Annotated in this window: 18 protein-coding genes; 14 read left to right on the top strand and 4 right to left on the bottom strand. The window is 60.6% G+C overall.

Going from position 1 to position 18,257, the window contains the following annotated elements; all coding sequences use genetic code 11:
- Nucleotides 1-103 precede the first annotated feature (103 nt).
- Genes metG through tmk form a run of 4 tightly spaced genes read right to left on the bottom strand, consistent with a single transcriptional unit; the run spans nt 104 to nt 4,453 of the window.
- Nucleotides 104-1,636 carry a methionine--tRNA ligase gene (gene metG / locus QAT43_RS04530; RefSeq protein WP_305041854.1) on the bottom strand — a complete coding sequence of 511 codons (1,533 nt, stop codon included), beginning with the start codon at nt 1,634-1,636 and terminating at the stop codon, nt 104-106.
- Between the two features lie 12 nt (nt 1,637-1,648).
- Entirely contained in the window at nt 1,649-2,797 is a 1,149-nt protein-coding gene (locus QAT43_RS04525; protein ID WP_305041853.1) for a PSP1 domain-containing protein, read from the bottom strand.
- Between the two features lie 43 nt (nt 2,798-2,840).
- Complete coding sequence (holB, locus tag QAT43_RS04520; protein WP_305041852.1) at nt 2,841-3,806, bottom strand: DNA polymerase III subunit delta'; 966 nt, start codon at nt 3,804-3,806, stop codon at nt 2,841-2,843.
- Nucleotides 3,803-4,453: a dTMP kinase gene (gene tmk, locus QAT43_RS04515; RefSeq protein WP_305041851.1), complete on the bottom strand. Its 651-nt coding sequence runs from the start codon at nt 4,451-4,453 to the stop codon at nt 3,803-3,805. The genes holB and tmk overlap by 4 nt, the downstream gene beginning before the upstream one ends.
- A gap of 170 nt (nt 4,454-4,623) precedes the next feature.
- Here tmk and rnc point away from each other — a divergent pair, with 170 nt between their 5' ends.
- The 14 genes from rnc to QAT43_RS04445 all read left to right on the top strand — a co-directional run.
- A complete protein-coding gene (gene rnc, locus QAT43_RS04510; RefSeq protein ID WP_305041850.1) occupies nt 4,624-5,340 on the top strand; it encodes a ribonuclease III in 717 nt (238 codons plus the stop codon).
- A gap of 24 nt (nt 5,341-5,364) precedes the next feature.
- On the top strand, nt 5,365-6,276 hold the full coding sequence (gene era, locus QAT43_RS04505; RefSeq protein WP_305041849.1) for a GTPase Era: 912 nt from the start codon (nt 5,365-5,367) through the stop codon (nt 6,274-6,276).
- Nucleotides 6,277-6,435: 159 nt separating this feature from the next.
- Nucleotides 6,436-7,749: a ribosome biogenesis GTPase Der gene (gene der, locus QAT43_RS04500; RefSeq protein ID WP_305041848.1), complete on the top strand. Its 1,314-nt coding sequence runs from the start codon at nt 6,436-6,438 to the stop codon at nt 7,747-7,749.
- A gap of 289 nt (nt 7,750-8,038) precedes the next feature.
- A complete protein-coding gene (locus tag QAT43_RS04495; RefSeq protein ID WP_305041847.1) occupies nt 8,039-8,407 on the top strand; it encodes a response regulator in 369 nt (122 codons plus the stop codon).
- Nucleotides 8,408-8,417: 10 nt separating this feature from the next.
- On the top strand, nt 8,418-10,481 hold the full coding sequence (locus tag QAT43_RS04490) for a chemotaxis protein CheA (protein ID WP_305041846.1): 2,064 nt from the start codon (nt 8,418-8,420) through the stop codon (nt 10,479-10,481).
- A complete protein-coding gene (locus tag QAT43_RS04485; RefSeq protein ID WP_305041845.1) occupies nt 10,474-11,277 on the top strand; it encodes an ExeA family protein in 804 nt (267 codons plus the stop codon). The genes QAT43_RS04490 and QAT43_RS04485 overlap by 8 nt, the downstream gene beginning before the upstream one ends.
- A gap of 136 nt (nt 11,278-11,413) precedes the next feature.
- Nucleotides 11,414-12,019: a chemotaxis protein CheW gene (locus tag QAT43_RS04480; RefSeq protein ID WP_305041844.1), complete on the top strand. Its 606-nt coding sequence runs from the start codon at nt 11,414-11,416 to the stop codon at nt 12,017-12,019.
- Between the two features lie 16 nt (nt 12,020-12,035).
- Nucleotides 12,036-12,407: a response regulator transcription factor gene (locus tag QAT43_RS04475; protein WP_305041843.1), complete on the top strand. Its 372-nt coding sequence runs from the start codon at nt 12,036-12,038 to the stop codon at nt 12,405-12,407.
- The gene (locus QAT43_RS04470) at nt 12,404-12,925 is read left to right on the top strand and encodes a chemotaxis protein CheW (RefSeq protein ID WP_305041842.1); all 522 of its coding nucleotides are present in this window, start codon (nt 12,404-12,406) and stop codon (nt 12,923-12,925) included. The genes QAT43_RS04475 and QAT43_RS04470 overlap by 4 nt, the downstream gene beginning before the upstream one ends.
- A 142-nt stretch (nt 12,926-13,067) precedes the next feature.
- Nucleotides 13,068-15,026 carry a HEAT repeat domain-containing protein gene (locus QAT43_RS04465; protein WP_305041841.1) on the top strand — a complete coding sequence of 653 codons (1,959 nt, stop codon included), beginning with the start codon at nt 13,068-13,070 and terminating at the stop codon, nt 15,024-15,026.
- Complete coding sequence (locus QAT43_RS04460) at nt 15,026-15,910, top strand: CheR family methyltransferase (protein WP_305041840.1); 885 nt, start codon at nt 15,026-15,028, stop codon at nt 15,908-15,910. Before QAT43_RS04465 ends, QAT43_RS04460 begins: the two co-directional genes overlap by 1 nt.
- Nucleotides 15,910-16,980, top strand: a complete 1,071-nt coding sequence (locus tag QAT43_RS04455) for a protein-glutamate methylesterase/protein-glutamine glutaminase (RefSeq protein ID WP_442900205.1) — start codon at nt 15,910-15,912, stop codon at nt 16,978-16,980. Before QAT43_RS04460 ends, QAT43_RS04455 begins: the two co-directional genes overlap by 1 nt.
- 185 nt (nt 16,981-17,165) lie before the next feature.
- Entirely contained in the window at nt 17,166-17,384 is a 219-nt protein-coding gene (gene infA, locus QAT43_RS04450; RefSeq protein WP_260748790.1) for a translation initiation factor IF-1, read from the top strand.
- Nucleotides 17,385-17,545: 161 nt separating this feature from the next.
- Nucleotides 17,546-18,257: class I tRNA ligase family protein (locus QAT43_RS04445; protein WP_305041838.1), on the top strand; the 712-nt coding region annotated here is incomplete at its 3' end.

Raw genomic sequence — 18,257 nt, 5'->3', positions numbered from 1 at the left:
CTTGCGGCAAAAACTCGCCCGCGGCTCAAACATTTACCGCGGCACTCAACCGCCACGCCCCGCGGTGCTGGCGGGCTTGGCCGCTGAATAGTCAGGTATTATCTTACTCGGTTTCAATGCGCGGGAACAGGGGCTCGGCTTTCAGGATCTGGCTGCCCGGTTTGAGCCCGCCCCAGTTGTCGTTGCCGGCGAAGGTCAAATCCTCGCCGCTGCCGCAGAGAATGGTCATGATCCTGCGCGCGGTGTCCGGCATGAAGGGGTTGACCAGCAGCGCGATGAGGCGCGTGCCTTCGAGCAGGTTGTACATGACCGTGCCGAGGCGCGCGCTTTGGGCCGGATCCTTGGCCAGCGTCCAGGGGGCGGTCTCGTCGATGTACTTGTTGGCCGCGCTGATGAGTTCCCAGATCGCTTGCAGGGCCTTGTTGAAGGCCATCTCATTCATCTGGGCGTCGACGGTGCGCAAGGCGGCGGGAAAGCGCGCGCTGAAGGCGGCATCCACCTCGGTCTGAACTTCGGCCGCAGGCAGTTCGCCGCGGAAATACTTGGTGACCATGGCGGTGGAGCGGCTCACCAGGTTGCCGAGGTCGTTGGCCAGGTCCGAGTTGATGCGATGCACCAGCGCGGCATGGCTGAAGTCGCCGTCGAGGCCGAAGGGCACCTCGCGCATGAGAAAATAGCGGATGGCATCCACGCCGTATTTGTCGACCAGCATGTTGGGCTCGACCACGTTCATCAGGCTCTTGCTCATCTTCTGGCCCTCGACCGTCCACCAGCCGTGCGCGAAGACCTTCTTCGGCAGGGGAATGCCCGCCGCGAGCAGGAAGGTCGGCCAGTAGACCGTGTGGAAGCGCAGGATGTCCTTGCCGATCACATGGGCATCCACCGGCCAGAAGGTGGCGAAGTGGCCTTGAGGATCCTCGGGATAGCCCAAGGCGGTGATGTAGTTGGTGAGGGCGTCGAACCACACGTAGATGACATGCTTTTCATCGCCCGGCACGGGAATGCCCCAGGAAAAGGAGGTGCGCGAGATGGACAGATCGCGCAGGCCCTCGCGCACGAAGCTCAGGATTTCGTTGCGGCGGGTTTTGGGCTGGATGAAGTCGGGATTGGCTTCGATGTGATCGAGCAAGGCTTGCTGGTATTTGCTCATGCGGAAGAAATAGGACTCTTCCTTGAGTTTCTCCGTGGGCCGTCCGCAGTCCGGGCACTTGCCGTCGAGCAGCTGGGTCTCGGTCCAGAAAGTTTCGCAGGGGGTGCAGTACCAATCCTCGTAGGCGCCGAGGTAGATGTCGTTGTTGGCCTGGATTTTCTCGAACAGGCGACGCACGCCTTTTTTATGGCGTTCCTGGGTGGTGCGGATGAAATCGGTGTGGGAGATGTTGAGCCGCTCCCAGAGGGCCTGAAAACGCTTGACCACCCGGTCGGCCAGTTCCAGAGGCGTCTCGCCCTTGGCCTGGGCGGCTTTCTCGACTTTCTGGCCATGTTCATCGGTGCCGGTGAGAAAGAACACCTCATGGCCGCGCGCCCTTTTGTAGCGAGCCATGACGTCGCAGGCCAGGGTCGTGTAGGCATGCCCGATGTGGGGAACGTCGTTGACGTAGTAAATGGGCGTGGTGATGTAGAACGGCTGTGACATGAGCGTCTCCCCTTACTGGTCTTTTTTGCGTGGCCGCCGACGGGGTCGGCGTTTGCGTTCCGCGCCCGGCGCCGCGGATTCCTGGTCGGCGGGCGAGTCTTTAACCTGCTCCCGACGTTCAGGCGCTGGGGGGCGATTTTCCCGGGGCGCCGGCGCGGCCGCGGCCTTGGTTTCGCCGGCTTCGGCTTCGCCGGAGCTCTTGCGCTTGTTGCGCGAGCGACCGCGGGAGCGTTTGCGCGCGCTTTTTTCCTCGTCCTTCGGTGCTTCGGGGGCGGGTGCGGGCGCTTGCGCGGGCGCCGGCGCGGACCGCCGCGTTACGCCGGCGGTTTCCCTGGGGTGCCCCTTGTCCGGCGGCGCGGGCAGTTCGCCACGCTCGATGTCCTGCGTGGAGAGTACCATTTCGCTGCCGGTTTCCAGTTTGACCTTGACCTTGCCGTTGAAGATGTCCTGGTTCAGGACCATGGCTTCAAGTTCGCCGACCTTGATGATTTTACCAACCTTGGGCAGGCAGCGCTTGAGATGGCAATAGGTTTCGTATTCGTAGCCCAGGCAGCACAACAGGCGTCCGCACTGTCCGGAGATCTTGCTGGGGTTCAGCGCCAGGCCCTGCTCCTTGGCCATTTTGACCGACACGGGATTGAATTCGCGCAGAAAAGTGCAGCAGCAGAGTTCGCGGCCGCAAACCCCGAGTCCGCCGACGAGCTTGGCTTCGTCGCGCACGCCGATCTGGCGCATTTCGATGCGCGTGTGGAAATACTGGGCCAGATCCTTGACCAGATCGCGAAAGTCGATGCGCCCATCGGCGGTAAAATAAAAAACGATCTTCGATCCGTCGAACAGATACTCGGCCTGCACCAGCTTCATATCGAGCTTGCGCTCCTCGATGCGCGTCTGGCAGAAGCGCATGGCCTCTTTCTCGCGGGCGACGTAACGCGCGGCCATCTCCAGATCCTCATCGGTGGCCTGGCGCAGGACTTTCTTCAGCCCTTCGGTCTGATCCTCGGGCAAGGTCTCGCGCGGCGGCAGCACCACCGTGCCCAGGGCGCGTCCCCGTTCGGTTTCGACCACAACCTTGTCGGCGGCCTTGAGCTCCAACTGGCCGGCATCGAAATCATAGATCTTGCCGGCGTCGCGAAATTTGATGGCTACAATGCGAATCATGAAGGTGATATTGAATCCTTATCGTTTGGATTTTTCCATGGATTTAAGCACAAAGCCGCAGCAGCAGATGGTCCATGGCCAGCTGCCGATTAACATTGCGACCCAGGTGATGGCGCGCCGTCTGGATGGCTTCGAGTTTGGTCAGAACCGACGAGACCGTTTCTCGCATCGCCGTACGCCGAATTTTCTCAAGCAGATCGATATTGACCAGATCATCCTCGGGGCGGCCGTGCAAAGTCAGCAGCACGTCGCGGTAAAAGGCTTCAAGGATTTCTAGGAATTCGGGTAAACGCTCCTTGTCCTCGGCAAGACTGTGGGACAGGTCGAAAAGCGGCAGCACACTGCCGGGTGACAGAGCCGTGACCTGCTTGAGAAAGTCACGCCGGCCGTCGAGGAACAGGTCGCGGTCCCGGCCCAGGGCCTTGCGGAAACTGCCTTCGGACAGGGCGGCGAGCAGGTGTCCCGCCATTTCGTCAATCTCCAGGCGGCGCACCAGATCCTTTTTCAGCAGTTCGGCGGGCAGCCGGCCGAAGGTCAGGGGCTGGCAGCGCGAGCGAATTGTCGGCAACACCTGCTCGGGGTGAGCGCTGAGCAGGATGAAAAGCGCCTCGCCGGTTGGTTCCTCCAAGGTCTTGAGCAAGGCGTTGGCGGCGGCGGTCTGCATTTTCTCCGGATGCTCGATCAAGCATACCTTGCGCGGGGCTTCGAGGGGCCGATAGGAAAATTCCCGCTGGATGCCGCGGACCTGTTCGATCTTGATGCTCGCGCCATCGGGTTCGAGCAGATGCAGGTCGGGATGATTGAAATGATCGACCTTGCGGCAGGCCACGCAGGTGCCGCAGCCTTGCTGGGGGCAGAACAGGGCGCGAACCAGGGCCAGGGCCATGAGCCGCTTGCCGACACCCTCGGGGCCGGTGAACAGATAGGCGTGGGCCAGCCGGTCCGAGGCCAGCACGCGCCTGAGGATGTCTTTTTGCCGTTCGTGGCCGAGAATCTGCGAAAAAATCATGATCTGCCGCGTTGCCTGAGGCATTGCTCGACGACGGCGACGACTTCGGCAAAGACCTGGTCGGCGTCGGCTTCGGCATGAATCTTTCTGAAACGCTGGGGCTCCCGGTCGGCCAGGGTCAGATAGCCTTGACGAATCCGTTGGTGAAAAGCCACGGATTCCTGCTCGAAACGATCCTCGGCGGGACCCGCCGTGCCGGCGATGCGTCTGAAGGCGCGCCCCAACCCGATCTCCACCGGTAAATCGAAGAGCAGGGTGAGGTCGGGAACCGTCGCCCCGCGCGCCATGGCATTCAGGCTGTTGATCTGCGGCAGGGACAACCCGCGGCCGAACCCCTGGTAGGCCAGGGTGGCATCCGTGAAGCGGTCGCAGAGCACGACCCGTCCATCGGCCAGGGCCGGTCGCACGACCTCCGCGACGTGTTGGGCGCGTGCCGCCGCGTACAGCAGCAGTTCGGCGGCGGGAACCAAGGCCGTGTTCGCGGCGTCGAGGAGAATGGCGCGAATGGTATCGGCAATGGGGCAGCCGCCGGGTTCGCGGGTTTGCACCACATCCAGGCCGCGAGCGCGCAAGTAGGCGGCGAGGCGGCTGATCTGGGTGGTTTTGCCCGAGCCCTCGATGCCCTCGAAAGTAATGAACAATGACATGGCCGCTGCATTTTCCATAAATTCTAAATACTAATGGATTGAATCAGGGGGAATCAAGGAAAAACCCTGGTTCGGGCTCAATCGGCCGATGGAACCTGCTGTACTCCCAGCGTTGATTCTGCTAACCTCGAAAATTCCCCGCGGGTTTGTCGCGGCGTAGCGAGAGGTGTATGAACGAGTGCAGCGCAAGGCAAGGGCTCGAATCCCTGCTTGGATATCGGTTTTCCGATCCCCGGCGGCTTGAGGACGCCCTGACCCACAAATCCTTCGCCAACGAATTTCCGGCCTTGGCGCCTCGGCATAACGAGCGGCTTGAGTTTCTCGGCGACGCGGTTCTCGACCTGGTGGTCAGTCAGTATTTGTTCGAGCACCTGGCCGAGCTGAGCGAGGGCGACATGAGCCGCATTCGGTCCGAGGTGGTCAGCGAACGCAGCCTGGCGCAAATCGGGCGGAACCTGAAGTTGGGCGAGTACCTGCGGCTGGGGCGCGGCGAGCTGCGCAGCGGCGGGCGCGACAAGGCGAGCTTGCTGGCCAATACCCTGGAAGCACTCATCGGCGCCGTTTTCAGCGATGGTGGCTTTGAGGTTGCTCGCCGCGTCACTCTCGGGTTGTTTGCCGAAGACATTCTGCGCAGTGCCCGGCGCAAGGCCGGCATCGATGCCAAGACCCGCCTGCAGGAGCATTATCAGGGACGCTTTGGCCGACCGCCGGTCTATCAGCTCATCGGCACCACCGGTCCCGACCATGATCGGCTGTATCGCATCGAGGTTCTGTTCGACGGCCGGATCATCGGCCGCGGCGAGGGCAGCAGCAAGAAGAGCGCCGAGCAAGCGGCTGCCGCGGCAGCCCTGGCGGTGCTGGATCAGGAAAAGAATAGACATGAATGAACGCAATGAAAGGCTCCTTGGCTCATGACCAGCAACACCCCGACAGATGATGAAATTTTGCGCTCCGGCTTCGTGGGCATCATCGGCCGGCCCAACGTGGGCAAGTCGACCCTGCTCAACCGCGTCCTCGGCCAGAAAATCTCCATTACCTCCAACAAGCCCCAGACCACGCGCAATCGCATCCTCGGCATCTGCAACCGGCCGGGCGAGCAGATCCTCTTTCTCGATACGCCGGGCATTCATCGGGCGCAGGGACCTTTGCACCGCTATATGGTGGAACAGGCCCTGAGCACCTGCGGCGGCGTGGATCTGGTGCTTTATCTGGTCGAGGCGCCGCTTGGGCCGCTGCGCGGCGCGGATGAGGTTCTGGAGCGAGTGGCGGCCAGCGGTCGGCCGTTGTTTCTGGTGATCAACAAGATCGATCAGGTGCCGCGCCCCCGATTACTCGAAATCATCGAATCCTATCGACGCTATGATTTCGCCGAGGTGGTGCCGGTTTCGGCCATGACCGGCGAAGGGGTGGACGGGCTGCTCAACACCATCGGACGCTATCTGCCGGAAGGCCCCCGTTACTATCCGGCCGATCAGCTCACCGACCTGCCCGAGCGCTTCATCGTCGCCGAATTCATCCGCGAAAAGGTTATGCGGCGCACCCGGGAGGAAATTCCCTATGGCTGCGCGGTGGCGGTGGAAACCTTTACCGAGAAGCCCGAGCAGAATCTGGTGGTGATTCAAGCGGTGATTCATGTGGAGCGCGAAGCGCACAAGCGTATCGTCATCGGCAACAAGGGACAGATGTTGCGCACCGTCGGCAGTGAAGCGCGCAAATCCATCGAAGCCTTGCTGGGCACCCGCGTGTATCTGGAGCTTTTCGTGCGGGTGCAGAAGGACTGGACGCGCTCGGAACGCCTGGTGCGCGACCTGGGTTATGAATAAAGACAGCTGATCCGTCACGCCCCGCGGGGCAAGGCGGCATCGCTTGCGGCAAAAACCCGCCCGCGGCTCAAACATTTGCCGCGGCACTCAGCCGCCATGCCCCGCGAGGCGCGTCGGCATGGCGGTTGTTGAAACAAGATCACTTGAAGGATTTTCCTCATGGCAGTCGTGGCAATCGTCGGTCGCCCCAATGTCGGCAAATCGACCCTGTTCAATCGCATTCTCGGCCGGCGCAAGGCCATTGTCGAAGATTTTCCCGGCGTCACGCGTGACCGTAATTATGCCGAGGTGACCCGCTTCGATCGGCCCTTTACCCTGATCGACACGGGTGGGTTCGAGCCTGAATCGCAGGAGCGGCTGCTGCAGCAGATGCGCGAGCAGTCGCAGCTAGCCATGGAAGAGGCCGATGTCATTCTGTTCGTTCTCGATGTCAAGGAGGGACTCACGCCTTCTGACGAGGACGTGGCGGTCATGCTGCGGCGAGTGGAAAAGCCGGTGATTTACGTCATCAACAAGGTGGACGGCGAGCGACAGGAACAGACCTCCGCCGATTTTTACGGACTGGGCGTCGAGGAGCTGTTCACCGTATCGGCCGAACACGGCCGCGGCATCAACGACCTGGTTGCCGCGGTGCTCGAACATCTGCCCGAGGGCGGCAAGCGCTCCCCAAGCGACGAAGTAACGCGCATCGCGGTGATCGGCCGGCCCAATGTGGGCAAATCCAGCCTGGTCAACCGCCTGCTTGGTTTTGAGCGCATGGTGGCCAATCCCACCGCCGGCACCACCCGCGACAGCGTCGACACGCCCTTTGTCTATCATCGCAAGCCCTATCTGCTCATCGACACCGCCGGCATCCGGCGCAAGGGCAAGGTCAGCCAGAAAATCGAAAAATTCAGCGTGGTCAATGCCCTCAAGGCCATAGAGCGCGCCGATGTCGTGCTGGTGGTGGTCGATGCCGTGGAAGGGGTGACGGAACAGGATCTCAATGTCGCGGGTTATGCCCACGAGCAGGGCAGGGCACTGATTCTGGTGGTCAACAAATGGGATGCCATCGAAAAGGACAACCAGACCCTCGGCCGTTATGTGGAGCAGATCCGGGTCAATTTCAAATTTCTCCCCTATGCGCCCATCGTCTTCGTTTCGGCCCTCACCGGCCAAAGGGTCGCCAAGATCATGGGCGAGGTCGAAAAGGTGGCCGCCGAATACAGTCGCCAGGTCGGCACCGGCGAACTCAACAAGGCACTGGAAAAAGCCGTTACAGCCCATCCCCCCGCCGTTTTTCAGGGCAAGCGCCTGAAAATCTTCTACGCGACGCAGGTCGGAACGCGTCCGCCGTCTTTCGTGATCTTCGTCAACAAAGCCGAAGGAATCCATTTCTCCTACGAACGCTATCTGGGCAACAAAATTCGTGAGGCTTTCGGTTTTCAGGGTACGCCGATCCGTTTATTCTTCCGCGACCGCGAACGCAAATAGGTTGGTTTCCTTCCATAAAAAAGCTTTACAGCGCGACTGAGCTCCTATATATTAAATGGAATTCATTCATGTTTCGTCACAATCTTGGCCTCTTTTCCTTTCGGGATGGGGACTTGTGGATAATGCACCCGAGCACCGCGGCAGCTGTGGCGGTAAGCGTGTTTGCTGATAGACTTGCTGAGTGATGCGGTTGGCTGGGCGGGCTTGGTTCTGTCCCGGCGGGTCAACCGTCTTGGGGTTGGCGGTTGTGTCGATTCTGGATTTCCGTGACTAAATCGTGGAGTGAAGCGTGTCGAATAAAATCCTCATTGCCGAAGATTCACCCACCATGCGTGCCATGATCTGCGCCACTCTCGAAGCGTTCGGCGATTTCGAGATCCAAGAGGCGCCCAATGGCTTCGAGGCCCTGCGCCTTTTGCCCCGGGAAAAATTTGATCTGGTGATCACCGACATCAACATGCCGGACATCAACGGCCTGGAGTTGGTGAGCTTCATCAAGCGCAATGAGCAATACAAGACCATTCCCTTGATCATTGTCAGCACCGAGGGGAGCGAGCGCGATCGTGAAAAAGGCCTGAAGTTGGGGGCCGATGCCTACCTGGTCAAACCTTTCGCTCCCGAAGCCTTGCAGGCCCTGGTTCAGAAGTTCTTGTCCTGAGGAGGCTCCTTTGGCAGACAAATCCGCGCAGGCGCTCAAGGAATTTCTCGGTGAGGCGGAAGATATCCTGGAAAGCCTCAGTTCCGATTTGACCGAACTCGCCGAAACGGTCGACAGCGGCGAGACCGACCCCGATCTGCTGAACAGCATTTTTCGCGGCGCGCATTCCCTCAAGGGACTGTCGGGAATGTTCGGATTTGTCGATATTTCCGATCTCTCCCATCAGATGGAAAGCGTGCTTGACAGCCTGCGTCTGGGCAAGGTGTCCCTGGATCAGGCCCTGATCGATGTGTTGTTCGAGGCCCTGGAAATCCTCGGGCGGCTGGTGCACGGCAAGGGCGAATCCGCGGATTTCACCGTTGATGTCGGGCCGGTCGTGAAAAACCTTGAGGGGGTTCTGAGCGGTGGGGGCGAGCGCGAGGGTGATGACCCCTTTGCCGGACTCGACATCGACCGTTCGGTGCTCGATGTTCTCACCGAATACGAAGAACATCGGTTGCTGGAAAATCTCAAGAAAGGCCGCAATCTCTTTCGCGTTCTGGCCTGCTTCAACTTGGCCACCTTCGACACCGACCTCGGCGAGATTACCGAAATCCTCAAAAAAGACGGCGAGGTGATCAGCACCCTGCCCAGCGCCGACAGCGAGATGGAAGATTCCATCGCCTTCCAGATTTTGGTTGGTTCCGCCCTGGGCCTGAATGAAATGACGGCGCTGATGGCTCGTCCAGGCGTGAGGGTCGAGGCCATCGGACACAAAGGGACCAATAAGCCGGCCGTTCAGAATCGCCCCACCCCGTCCAAGCCCGCCGCCAAGCAGAGCGTCCTGCCCGCCGAAAAGCCCGCGAAAGCCGTCGACGGCGGAACCTCCATGCGATCCATCAGTCGGATGGTGCGTGTCGACATCGACAAGCTCGACGTTCTCATGAACATCGTCGGTGAGTTGGTCATCGCCAAGGGAACCATTTCCGAGCTGGCCGAGCAACTCCGCGGCGAACATCACGGCTTGGCGGGCGATCTGGTCAAGGCGACCCGGATTCTCGAGCGCCGTCTGGCCGAGTTGCAGAAGGGTGTCATGGAGGTTCGCATGGTGCCCATCAGCCAGTTGTTCGACAAGATGGCGCGGGTCGTGCGGCGCATGGCCGGCGACGTGGGAAAAAAGATCACCCTGGAAATCCGTGGCGCCGAAACCGAACTGGATAAGTTGATCACCGAGGATTTGTCCGATCCGCTGCTGCACATCATCCGCAATGCCATCGACCACGGCATCGAGCCTCCCGAGGAACGGCGGGCGGCCGGCAAGCCCGAGATCGGCCAGGTCGGTTTGCGCGCCATGCAGAAGGGCAACCACGTCGTTATCGAAATTCACGACGACGGACGAGGTATCGACGCCGAGAAAGTCAGGAAAAAAGCCGTCGAACGGGGCCTGATCGACGAGAAGACCGAATTGAGCCAGGAGGAGGTTTTCGACCTGATTTTTCTCCCCGGCTTCTCCACCGCCGACAAGGTCAGCGAGCTCTCCGGGCGGGGCGTGGGCATGGATGTGGTCAAGAACAACATTTCCGCGCTCTCCGGCATGATCGAGATTGCCAGTCGCGTGGGCCAGGGAACGACCATGACCATTACCCTGCCGATCACCCTGGCCATCATCAAGGCCCTCATCATCCGCATCCGGAACAAGGAGTTCGCCATTCCCATCACCTCGGTCATGGAGACGCTGATGGTGGAGCGCGGCGCGGTACGCACCATTGAGGGGCGCGAGGTGATCGAACTGCGCGAAAGCACCTTGCCGCTGCTGCGCCTTTCGCGGGTGTTCCAGTTCGCGCCGACGGAAAACGAGGAGAGCAAGCCCTGCTTTGTGGTGGTGGTGGGCATGGCCGACAAGCGCCTGGGCCTGGTGGTGGATGAACTGCTCGGCCAGCAGGATGTGGTGATCAAGCCCTTGGGCAACATTTTGTCTTTTGTGCGCGGGTTTGCCGGGGCTGCCGAGATGGGCAACCGCAAAACCATTCTGGTGCTTGATGTCGGCAGTCTGATGAGCGAATCGCTGCGTGGAGAGTTGACGGTTCATGTATGAGAGCTTTTACGGCTTTCGCGAACGGCCCTTCAGCAAGACGCCCGATCCGCGCTTTTTGTACCTGAGCCGCTCTCACCGCGAGGCTCTGGCCCGTATGCTGTTTGCCGTCGAGGAGCGCGACCTCGCCCTGTTGACCGGCGGCATCGGCTGCGGCAAGACCACCATCTCGCGTGCGCTGATGGATCAGCTCGACGGCTCCTTCAAGGTGATCCTGCTCATCAATCCACGCCTGACGCCGCTGGAGTTCCTGCGCACCCTGGCACGGCACCTCGGGGTGGATGAGCCTTCGAGTTTCAAAACCGACCTGCTGGAGCAAATCGGCGAAAAACTCTACGCCCTGTTTCAGCAGGGCGTCTGTCCGGTGCTGGTCATCGATGAAGCCCAACTGGTGCCGCACAAGGAGACGTTCGACGAAATCCGGCTGTTGACCAATTTCCAGCTCGATGACCGCAATCTGCTCAGCGTGATTCTCATGGGTCAGCCGGAATTGCGCCAGCGCCTGGCCCATCGTGTTTATGAGCCTTTGCGCCAGCGCATCGGCATGCAGTTCGAGCTCAAGTGCCTCAGTCGCGAGGAAACGGAGCATTATCTGGATTTTCGCCTACAGGTGGCTGGAGGGCAGCCCGGCTTGTTTCTTGCGCCGGCGGTGGATCGGATTCACGGCTTTGCCCAGGGGGTGCCGCGTCGCATCAATCAAGCCGCCTCCCTGGCGCTGATTGAGGGGTTCGGCCGCAATGTTCGGCGCATCGATGGCTCGGTCATCGACGCGGTGCTGGACGAGTTGCAACTTTTTTAGTGAATTCATAAGGTTACAAACGATGATCGATCTTGCCGAAATTCGGAAAAAAGCGCGCCTGGAGCAGGATGCCTCGGCCGGTGAGGGGATCGCGCCGTCGTCGCCGTCGCCTCCCGCACGCGGCAGGGTACAAGGCATGCCCCAAACCCAAGGCCCTGAATCCGCGTCGCTTACCGTGCCCATTGCGGAGGCAAGCGAGGGCAACGAGGCCCTTGAGCGTTTGTTTTGTACCGAGAATGACCTGCATGTTGTTAATGAAGAGATATACTTTCAAGCATTGACCGGCGGGCAGACGCAGGAAACGGAGCCGCGTCGCGAGTGGCTGACCTTTTCCCTGGGCAATGAAGTCTACGCGCTGGACATCAACGGCGTGGCGGAAATCATCAAGCCGCGCGAAGTGACGGAGATCCCCCGCGTGCCGCCCTATGTGCTGGGCATCATCAGCCTGCGCGGCCTCATCGTGCCGGTGTTCGACCTCAAGCGGCGCCTGAGGCTCGGCGCGGCCGAGCAAACCGCCACCTCGCGGATCATCATCTGTCAGGACAAGGATCTGTCCGCCGGGTTGCTGGTCGACAGCATCACCCAGGTGGTCAGGATCGCCGAGCGCAACATAGAACCGCCGCCGAGCATGCTGCCGGATCTCGATGCCGATCTGGTCGAGGGCGTCGGGCGTCACCAGGGAAGTTTTTTGATTTTGCTTAATCTCGATGGAATACTCCGTGCGGGGGTCACTGTCAGGTAAGGAAAGGAGCGCTTGCGTGTCCAAGAAAAAAATCCTGATTGTTGAAGATGAAGAAAGTCTTCTCAAGCTCGAAAGCATTCTCTTGACGTCCAAGGGATTTGAGGTTCGCGGGGTGGCCAACGGCCGCGCCGCCATCACCGGTTTGCAGGAGGATCTGCCGGATCTGGTGCTGCTCGACATCATGCTGCCGGAAATGGACGGCTTCGAGGTTTGCCGACATATCAAGCAGAATCCGCTCACGCGGCACATCCCGGTGATCATGCTGACCGCGAAAAAAACCCGCGAGGACATGGAACGCGGGCGGGAAGTGGGGGCCGACTGCTACATCACCAAACCCTTCAAATCGGCCATGGTGATTGAAACCATTCAGAGGTATCTGACGAAATGATGCAGATCACGGGCGGGGTTTCACGGCACGGAGCGCCCACGGAAGGGCCGCGGCGTCAGGCCCAATTGGCCTGCTTTCGTCTCGGAGAGGAATTCTACGCGCTCGACATCATGAAGATCCGCGAGATCATCAAGCCGCAAAAACTGACGCCGGTTCCGCGCGCGCCCTCCTTCATCGAAGGGGTGATCAATTTGCGTGGCGTCGTCATCCCCGTGGTTGATATGCGTCGTCGCTTCGGCCTGCCGATCGAGCCAGGCCGGCAGAAAAGCCGCATCATCATTTGTTCGTTTTCGGAGAAGATCATCGGCCTGCTGGTGGACGAGGTCACCGAGGTGCGCAGCTTCACGCGCGAGGAAGTTCAGCCTCCGCCCCCGTTCATGCAAGGCCCCGCGACGGATTTCATTCTCGGCGTCTGCCGCGTTCGTGGGGAACTCCTGGTGATTCTCGATGTGGAAAAAATTCTTTCCAACGACGAAAAGATCGATTTCGAGTCGTTCCGCGTGAATAAGTCCGCCTAGGCAGAACCAGGGGTCCGCATCGGTTCATGCAATCCCAGGGATGATTTGCCGGCGGAATCAGTAAGGGAAAGGTATGCGCGCAGTGCCTGATGATTTTATGGAAACACAGCTGACGTCTCCCAATGAAGAAGATCGGATCGAAGTGCTGCGACGTGTTCGTCTGCAGGATCTGCCCTTGTCCATGACGGCCCTCGGCCTGGCGATGGGCGATGCGAGCTGGCGCGTGCGCAAGGAGGCTGTTGCCTGTTTTCTGGCCGGAGCGCTTCGGCGCTGGTCGGCCGAGGATGCCATTGCGCTGCTGCATTCCGAGGACAATGCCGGCTTGCGCAATGCCGCCATGGAGGCCCTGGTGGGCATGGGCTCCGCCGCGGTTCCCGCCCTCAAGGCGGAAATGTCCACGGCCGATGTGGATGTGCGAAAATTTCTACTCGATATTCTCGGCGAGATCGGCGACGAGGTTTCCATCGGCACCCTTGTTGAAGCGCTCAAGGATCCCGACATCAATGTCGCCACCGCCGCCGTGGAAAACCTCGGCAAATTGCGCTCCCGCGAAGCCATCCCGGCCTTGTTGAGCGCCTTGGAAAAACCCGACTTCGGTTGGCGTTTCACGATACTTGAGGCGCTGGCGCAGATCGGCGAACGCATTCCCCTGGAGCCGCTGGCAGCGCTGCGGCAAGAACGTCTGCTGCGCAAGGCGCTGTTTGATTGCCTGGGCAGCGTGGGCGATCGCGACGCCATCGCGCTGCTCGTCGAGGGTCTTGCCGACGATATGCGCAAATGCCGCGAAGCCGCCGCCCTGGCGCTGGTGCGGTTGTCCGAAAGCTTTGGCGCCGAGGTGCGCGACAGTCTTGCGCGTCAGGGACAGTCCGATCTGGCCGCGACCCTGGCGGGCCTGCTGGAGAGTCGCGACCGCAGCGTGCAGGAATCGGCGGTGCGCATTCTCGGCTGGATCGGCGACGGTTCCGCCGCGCAGCGTCTGTTGCCCATGCTCGCCGATGAGATTTTCGGATCCAGGGTTTATGAAGCCTTGATGGACATGGGGCGCGAAATCGTGGGCGATCTGGTCAAGCACAATCTGGGGCGCGACGCCAACCTCGATGCCTACCTGGTGTATCTGGCCGGTGAAAGTCAGTGCGGCGACCTCGCCGTGCAACTGGCCTCGGGACTCTCGGCGGCGGACACGCGGATGCGTCTTGTCACGGCGCGTACCCTGGGAAAAATTGGCAACGCCGAGGTCGTCGAGGCTCTCCTCAAGGCACTGGAAGACGACGAGGAAGAGGTTCAGGATGCCGCTGCTGGGGCTTTGGCCGCCATCGGCCGGCAAGACCCCCGCAAGGTTCTCGATCGCGTCGCACCCCTGGTTGAAGCGTCGCGCGAGGCCGTGCGCAGCTGCGCGGTGAAGATTCTCGGGGAAATCGGCGACGCGTCCTGCCGACCCTATCTGTCCATGGCATTCAAGGACGAATGCCCGGCGGTTCGCCAGGCCGCGGTTCGTGCCCTGGCCGGTTGCGGCGGCGATGAAATGCTGACCGGGCTCAAGCTGGCCCTGACCGATGAAAATGCCGAAGTGCGTGCCCTCGCCGCGGAAAATCTCGGCGGGACGAACGATCCCGAGGCGGTGGAAATTCTCAGTCTCGCCCTGGGTGACGAGGATATCTGGGTGCGTACCCATGCGGTACGGTCCCTGAGCCGCATGGGCGGCGAACGCGCCGCGGAGTTTCTCGTTCGTGCCGTGCAGGATCCCGTGGGGCTGGTGGCGATCGCCGCTTTGGAGGCCCTGGCCGAGGACGCGGGTCCGGCCGCCTTGCCGACGCTGTTGGCGGCTCTCGATCATCCGGACGAAGAGGTTGTCAAGACCGCCCTTCAAGGGCTGGGCCGGCTGGAACCCGGACCCTGGGTTCCCCAGGTCGTGCGCAAGATGATCGATCATCCCCTGTGGGGAGTGCGCCTTGCCCTGACCGTCATGCTTCAGGGGCAGCTCAGGGATGACTTGCGCTCCCTGTTGGAGACGCGGCTCAGCGTGGAGGGCGATGCCTTGGTTCGTCAGGCCCTTGAGGACCTTCTGAGCAGCGCGGCGCCAAGGCGGGAGAGGGAGCGCTGATGTTCAATTTCACTCCCGACATTTCCATGACCAACGAAGAGTTCCGCCTGATGCGCGAACTCATCTATCAGCACTGCGGCCTGCATTTTTCCGAGGACAACAAATATCTTCTGGAAAAACGACTGAGCAAGCAGGTGCGCCTGCATAACTTCAAAAATTTCAAGGATTACTACTATCTTCTGCGCTACAGCAAAACCCGTGATCAGGAGCTGGCGCAAGCCATCGACCTGCTGACGACCAACGAAACCTATTTCTTTCGCGAGGAGAGCCAGCTGCGCACCTTCATCCAGGAGATCATTCCCGAGGTCAAGGCGCGCCGTGAAAAGGAGGGCAGTCGCAAGCTGCGCATCTGGAGCGCCGGCTGTTCCACGGGAGAAGAGCCCTACACCCTGGCCATGCTGCTGTTGCAGCGCCCCGACCTGGCCGGCTGGCAGATCGACATCATCGGCACCGACATCAGCCAACGCGTGTTGCAGGTGGCGCGCAAGGGCATCTACGGGTCATCCTCGTTTCGCGCCACCGATGCCAAATACATGCGCAGCTATTTCGAGGAGGTGGAAGGCAAGTACCGCATCGTCGACCAGGTGCGGCGCATGGTCAGCATCAGCCATCTCAATCTCTTCGAGGATACCCGCGTTGCCCTGCTCGGGCAGATGGATGCCATTTTTTGCCGCAACGTCATCATTTACTTCGATCTGGAAGCCAAGAAAAAGGTCGTCGAAAATTTTTATCAGCGCCTGCATCCCGAAGGATTTCTGCTGCTTGGGCATTCGGAATCCCTGATCAATATCAGCACGCGTTTTTCCTTGCGCCATTTCACCCATGACATGGTCTACCAGCGCCCCGGAAAACCCGGCGAGGACAGCGGGCGAGGGGCCTCATGATGAGTGTCTCGGCGATTCGCATCCTGGTTGTCGACGATTCGGCTTACAACCGTCGGACCATCACCCGCATCCTTGAGGAAATCCCCGGGGTCGTCGTGGTGGGCTATGCCGTCAATGGTGAGGAAGGGCTGCGCAAGGTGGCCGACCTCAAGCCCGATCTGATCACTCTGGATCTTGAGATGCCGCGCATTGACGGGTTTACCTTTCTGCGGATCGTCATGCAGAAGCAGCCGACGCCGATTATCGTGGTGTCCTCCCGCAGCGGCGACGAAAACGTTTTCAAGGCGCTGGAACTCGGGGCCATCGATTTCGTTCCCAAGCCCACTTCCCGCAGTGACGACCAGTTGTTCAACATCCGCGACGATCTGGTGCGCAAGGTTTTGTTTTGTGCCCGAACAGACATGGGCAAGATCGTTCAGCGCAACGCGTCCTCGAACAAGGTGCAGTCCCGTTCGCCCGCCGCCGCGATGCAATCGGTCCAACGGCCCGCATTAGGGGCGGCCGGTCTGGTTCTTATCGGTGCCTCGACCGGTGGGCCGCCGGCGGTGCAAAGTATCCTGACCCTCTTCAAGAGCGATGTGCCCCTGATGTTTGCCGTGTCTCAGCACATGCCGGCCGGTTTTACCCGGGCCTTCGCCGATCGCCTCAACAAGTTCTGCGAACTGGAGGTGCTGGAGGCGAGCACGGGCGATAAGTTGCTCCCCGGGCGCGTGCTGGTCGCTCCCGGCGGGCATAATCTTACGTTCCGCCGCAGGGGCGGGGACATTCTCGCCCAGGTGGTAGAACCCGGGGCGGGGCAGATTTATTTGCCTTCGGTGGATGCCATGTTCGCCTCGGCGGCGGAGTTGCCGGGGGTGCCCCTCATCGGGGTGGTGCTCACCGGCATGGGCAACGACGGGGCCGAGGGCGTGCGCCACATTAAACGCAGAGGCGGCCAACTCATCGCTGAAGCCGAGGATTCCTGCGTGGTGTTCGGCATGCCCAAGGAGGCTATCGCAACCGGCCTTGTCGACAGCGTTCTTCCCTTGCACGGCATCGGCACCGAAATACTGCGACGCGGCCTGGCCTGACCCTTTGCGAATCATTCATCTTCGCGGATTTTGTCTTTTCCCACCCCTTATCCGGTCAAAATCACTGCAACCTTGACAAGTGATGCCGCACTTGGGTTTAATAGTGCGGATTTTCAACGCTGCGGTCCGCGTGACGCGGCTGTTCCCGCAAGGGATCAAAACATAGGATGTAAAGGGAGGTTCTCTTGGCCAAGGAAGAAGCCATTGAAGTTGAAGGCAAGGTTGTCGAACCTTTGCCGAACGCCATGTTCAGGGTCGAACTGGACAACGGCCATGTGATTCTCGCCCACATCTCGGGCAAAATGCGCAAATATTACATTCGTATTCTCCCCGGCGACCGTGTCACGGTTGAGCTTTCTCCTTACGATCTGACCCGCGGCCGCATTACCTATCGGGAAAAATAACGGGAGCCGCCCTCGGCATGGTTCGGCGCCGCGCGCGGCTTGGCTGCGCGCCGGCGGTGCGATGATGCCGCGGTCCTCACCTCTTTGGCTACACCCTTTGATCATGCCGGCGCCCGCCGGTTTTCCTTTTTCTGAGACCGGCTATGACCCGTGGAGGACTTATGCAGGAACGCTACAATCCCGGCGCCATCGAGGCCAAATGGCAGAGCCTCTGGCAACAGGGCAAGGTTTTCAAGGTCACGGAAGATCCCCGGCGCCCCAAATACTACGTCCTGGAAATGTTCCCCTATCCCTCGGGGCGCATCCACATGGGCCATGTGCGCAACTACTCCATCGGCGACGTGGTGGCGCGCTTCAAGCGCATGCAGGGTTTCAACGTTTTGCATCCCATGGGCTGGGACGCCTTCGGCATGCCCGCGGAAAACGCCGCCATCCAGCACGGCATTCACCCCGCGGGCTGGACGCGGCAGAACATCGACAACATGCGCAGCCAGCTCAAGAAAATGGGCCTGGCCTATGACTGGGATCGGGAATTCGCCACCTGCGATGTCGACTATTATCGCTGGGAGCAGCTGATTTTCCTCGACATGCTCGAGCGCGGGCTTGCCTACAAGAAAAATTCCTCCGTCAACTGGTGTCCCCAGTGCCGGACGGTGCTTGCCAACGAACAGGTCGAGGACGACTGCTGCTGGCGTTGCGACAGCAGCGTGACGCCCAAGGATCTCGAACAATGGTTCTTCAAGATCACCGATTACGCCGAGGAACTGCTTGATTGGACCGAGCGTCTGCCGGGCTGGCCCGAGCGGGTGCTGACCATGCAGCGCAACTGGATCGGGCGCAGCACCGGCTGCGAAATCAACTTCGCCGTCAAGG

Source organism: Geoalkalibacter sp., from assembly GCF_030604225.1.
In the GTDB taxonomy this organism is placed as follows: Bacteria; Desulfobacterota; Desulfuromonadia; order Desulfuromonadales; family Geoalkalibacteraceae; genus Geoalkalibacter.
The sequence above is the reverse complement of the archived record's forward strand: the minus strand, read 5'-3'. Positions and strand labels throughout refer to the sequence as shown.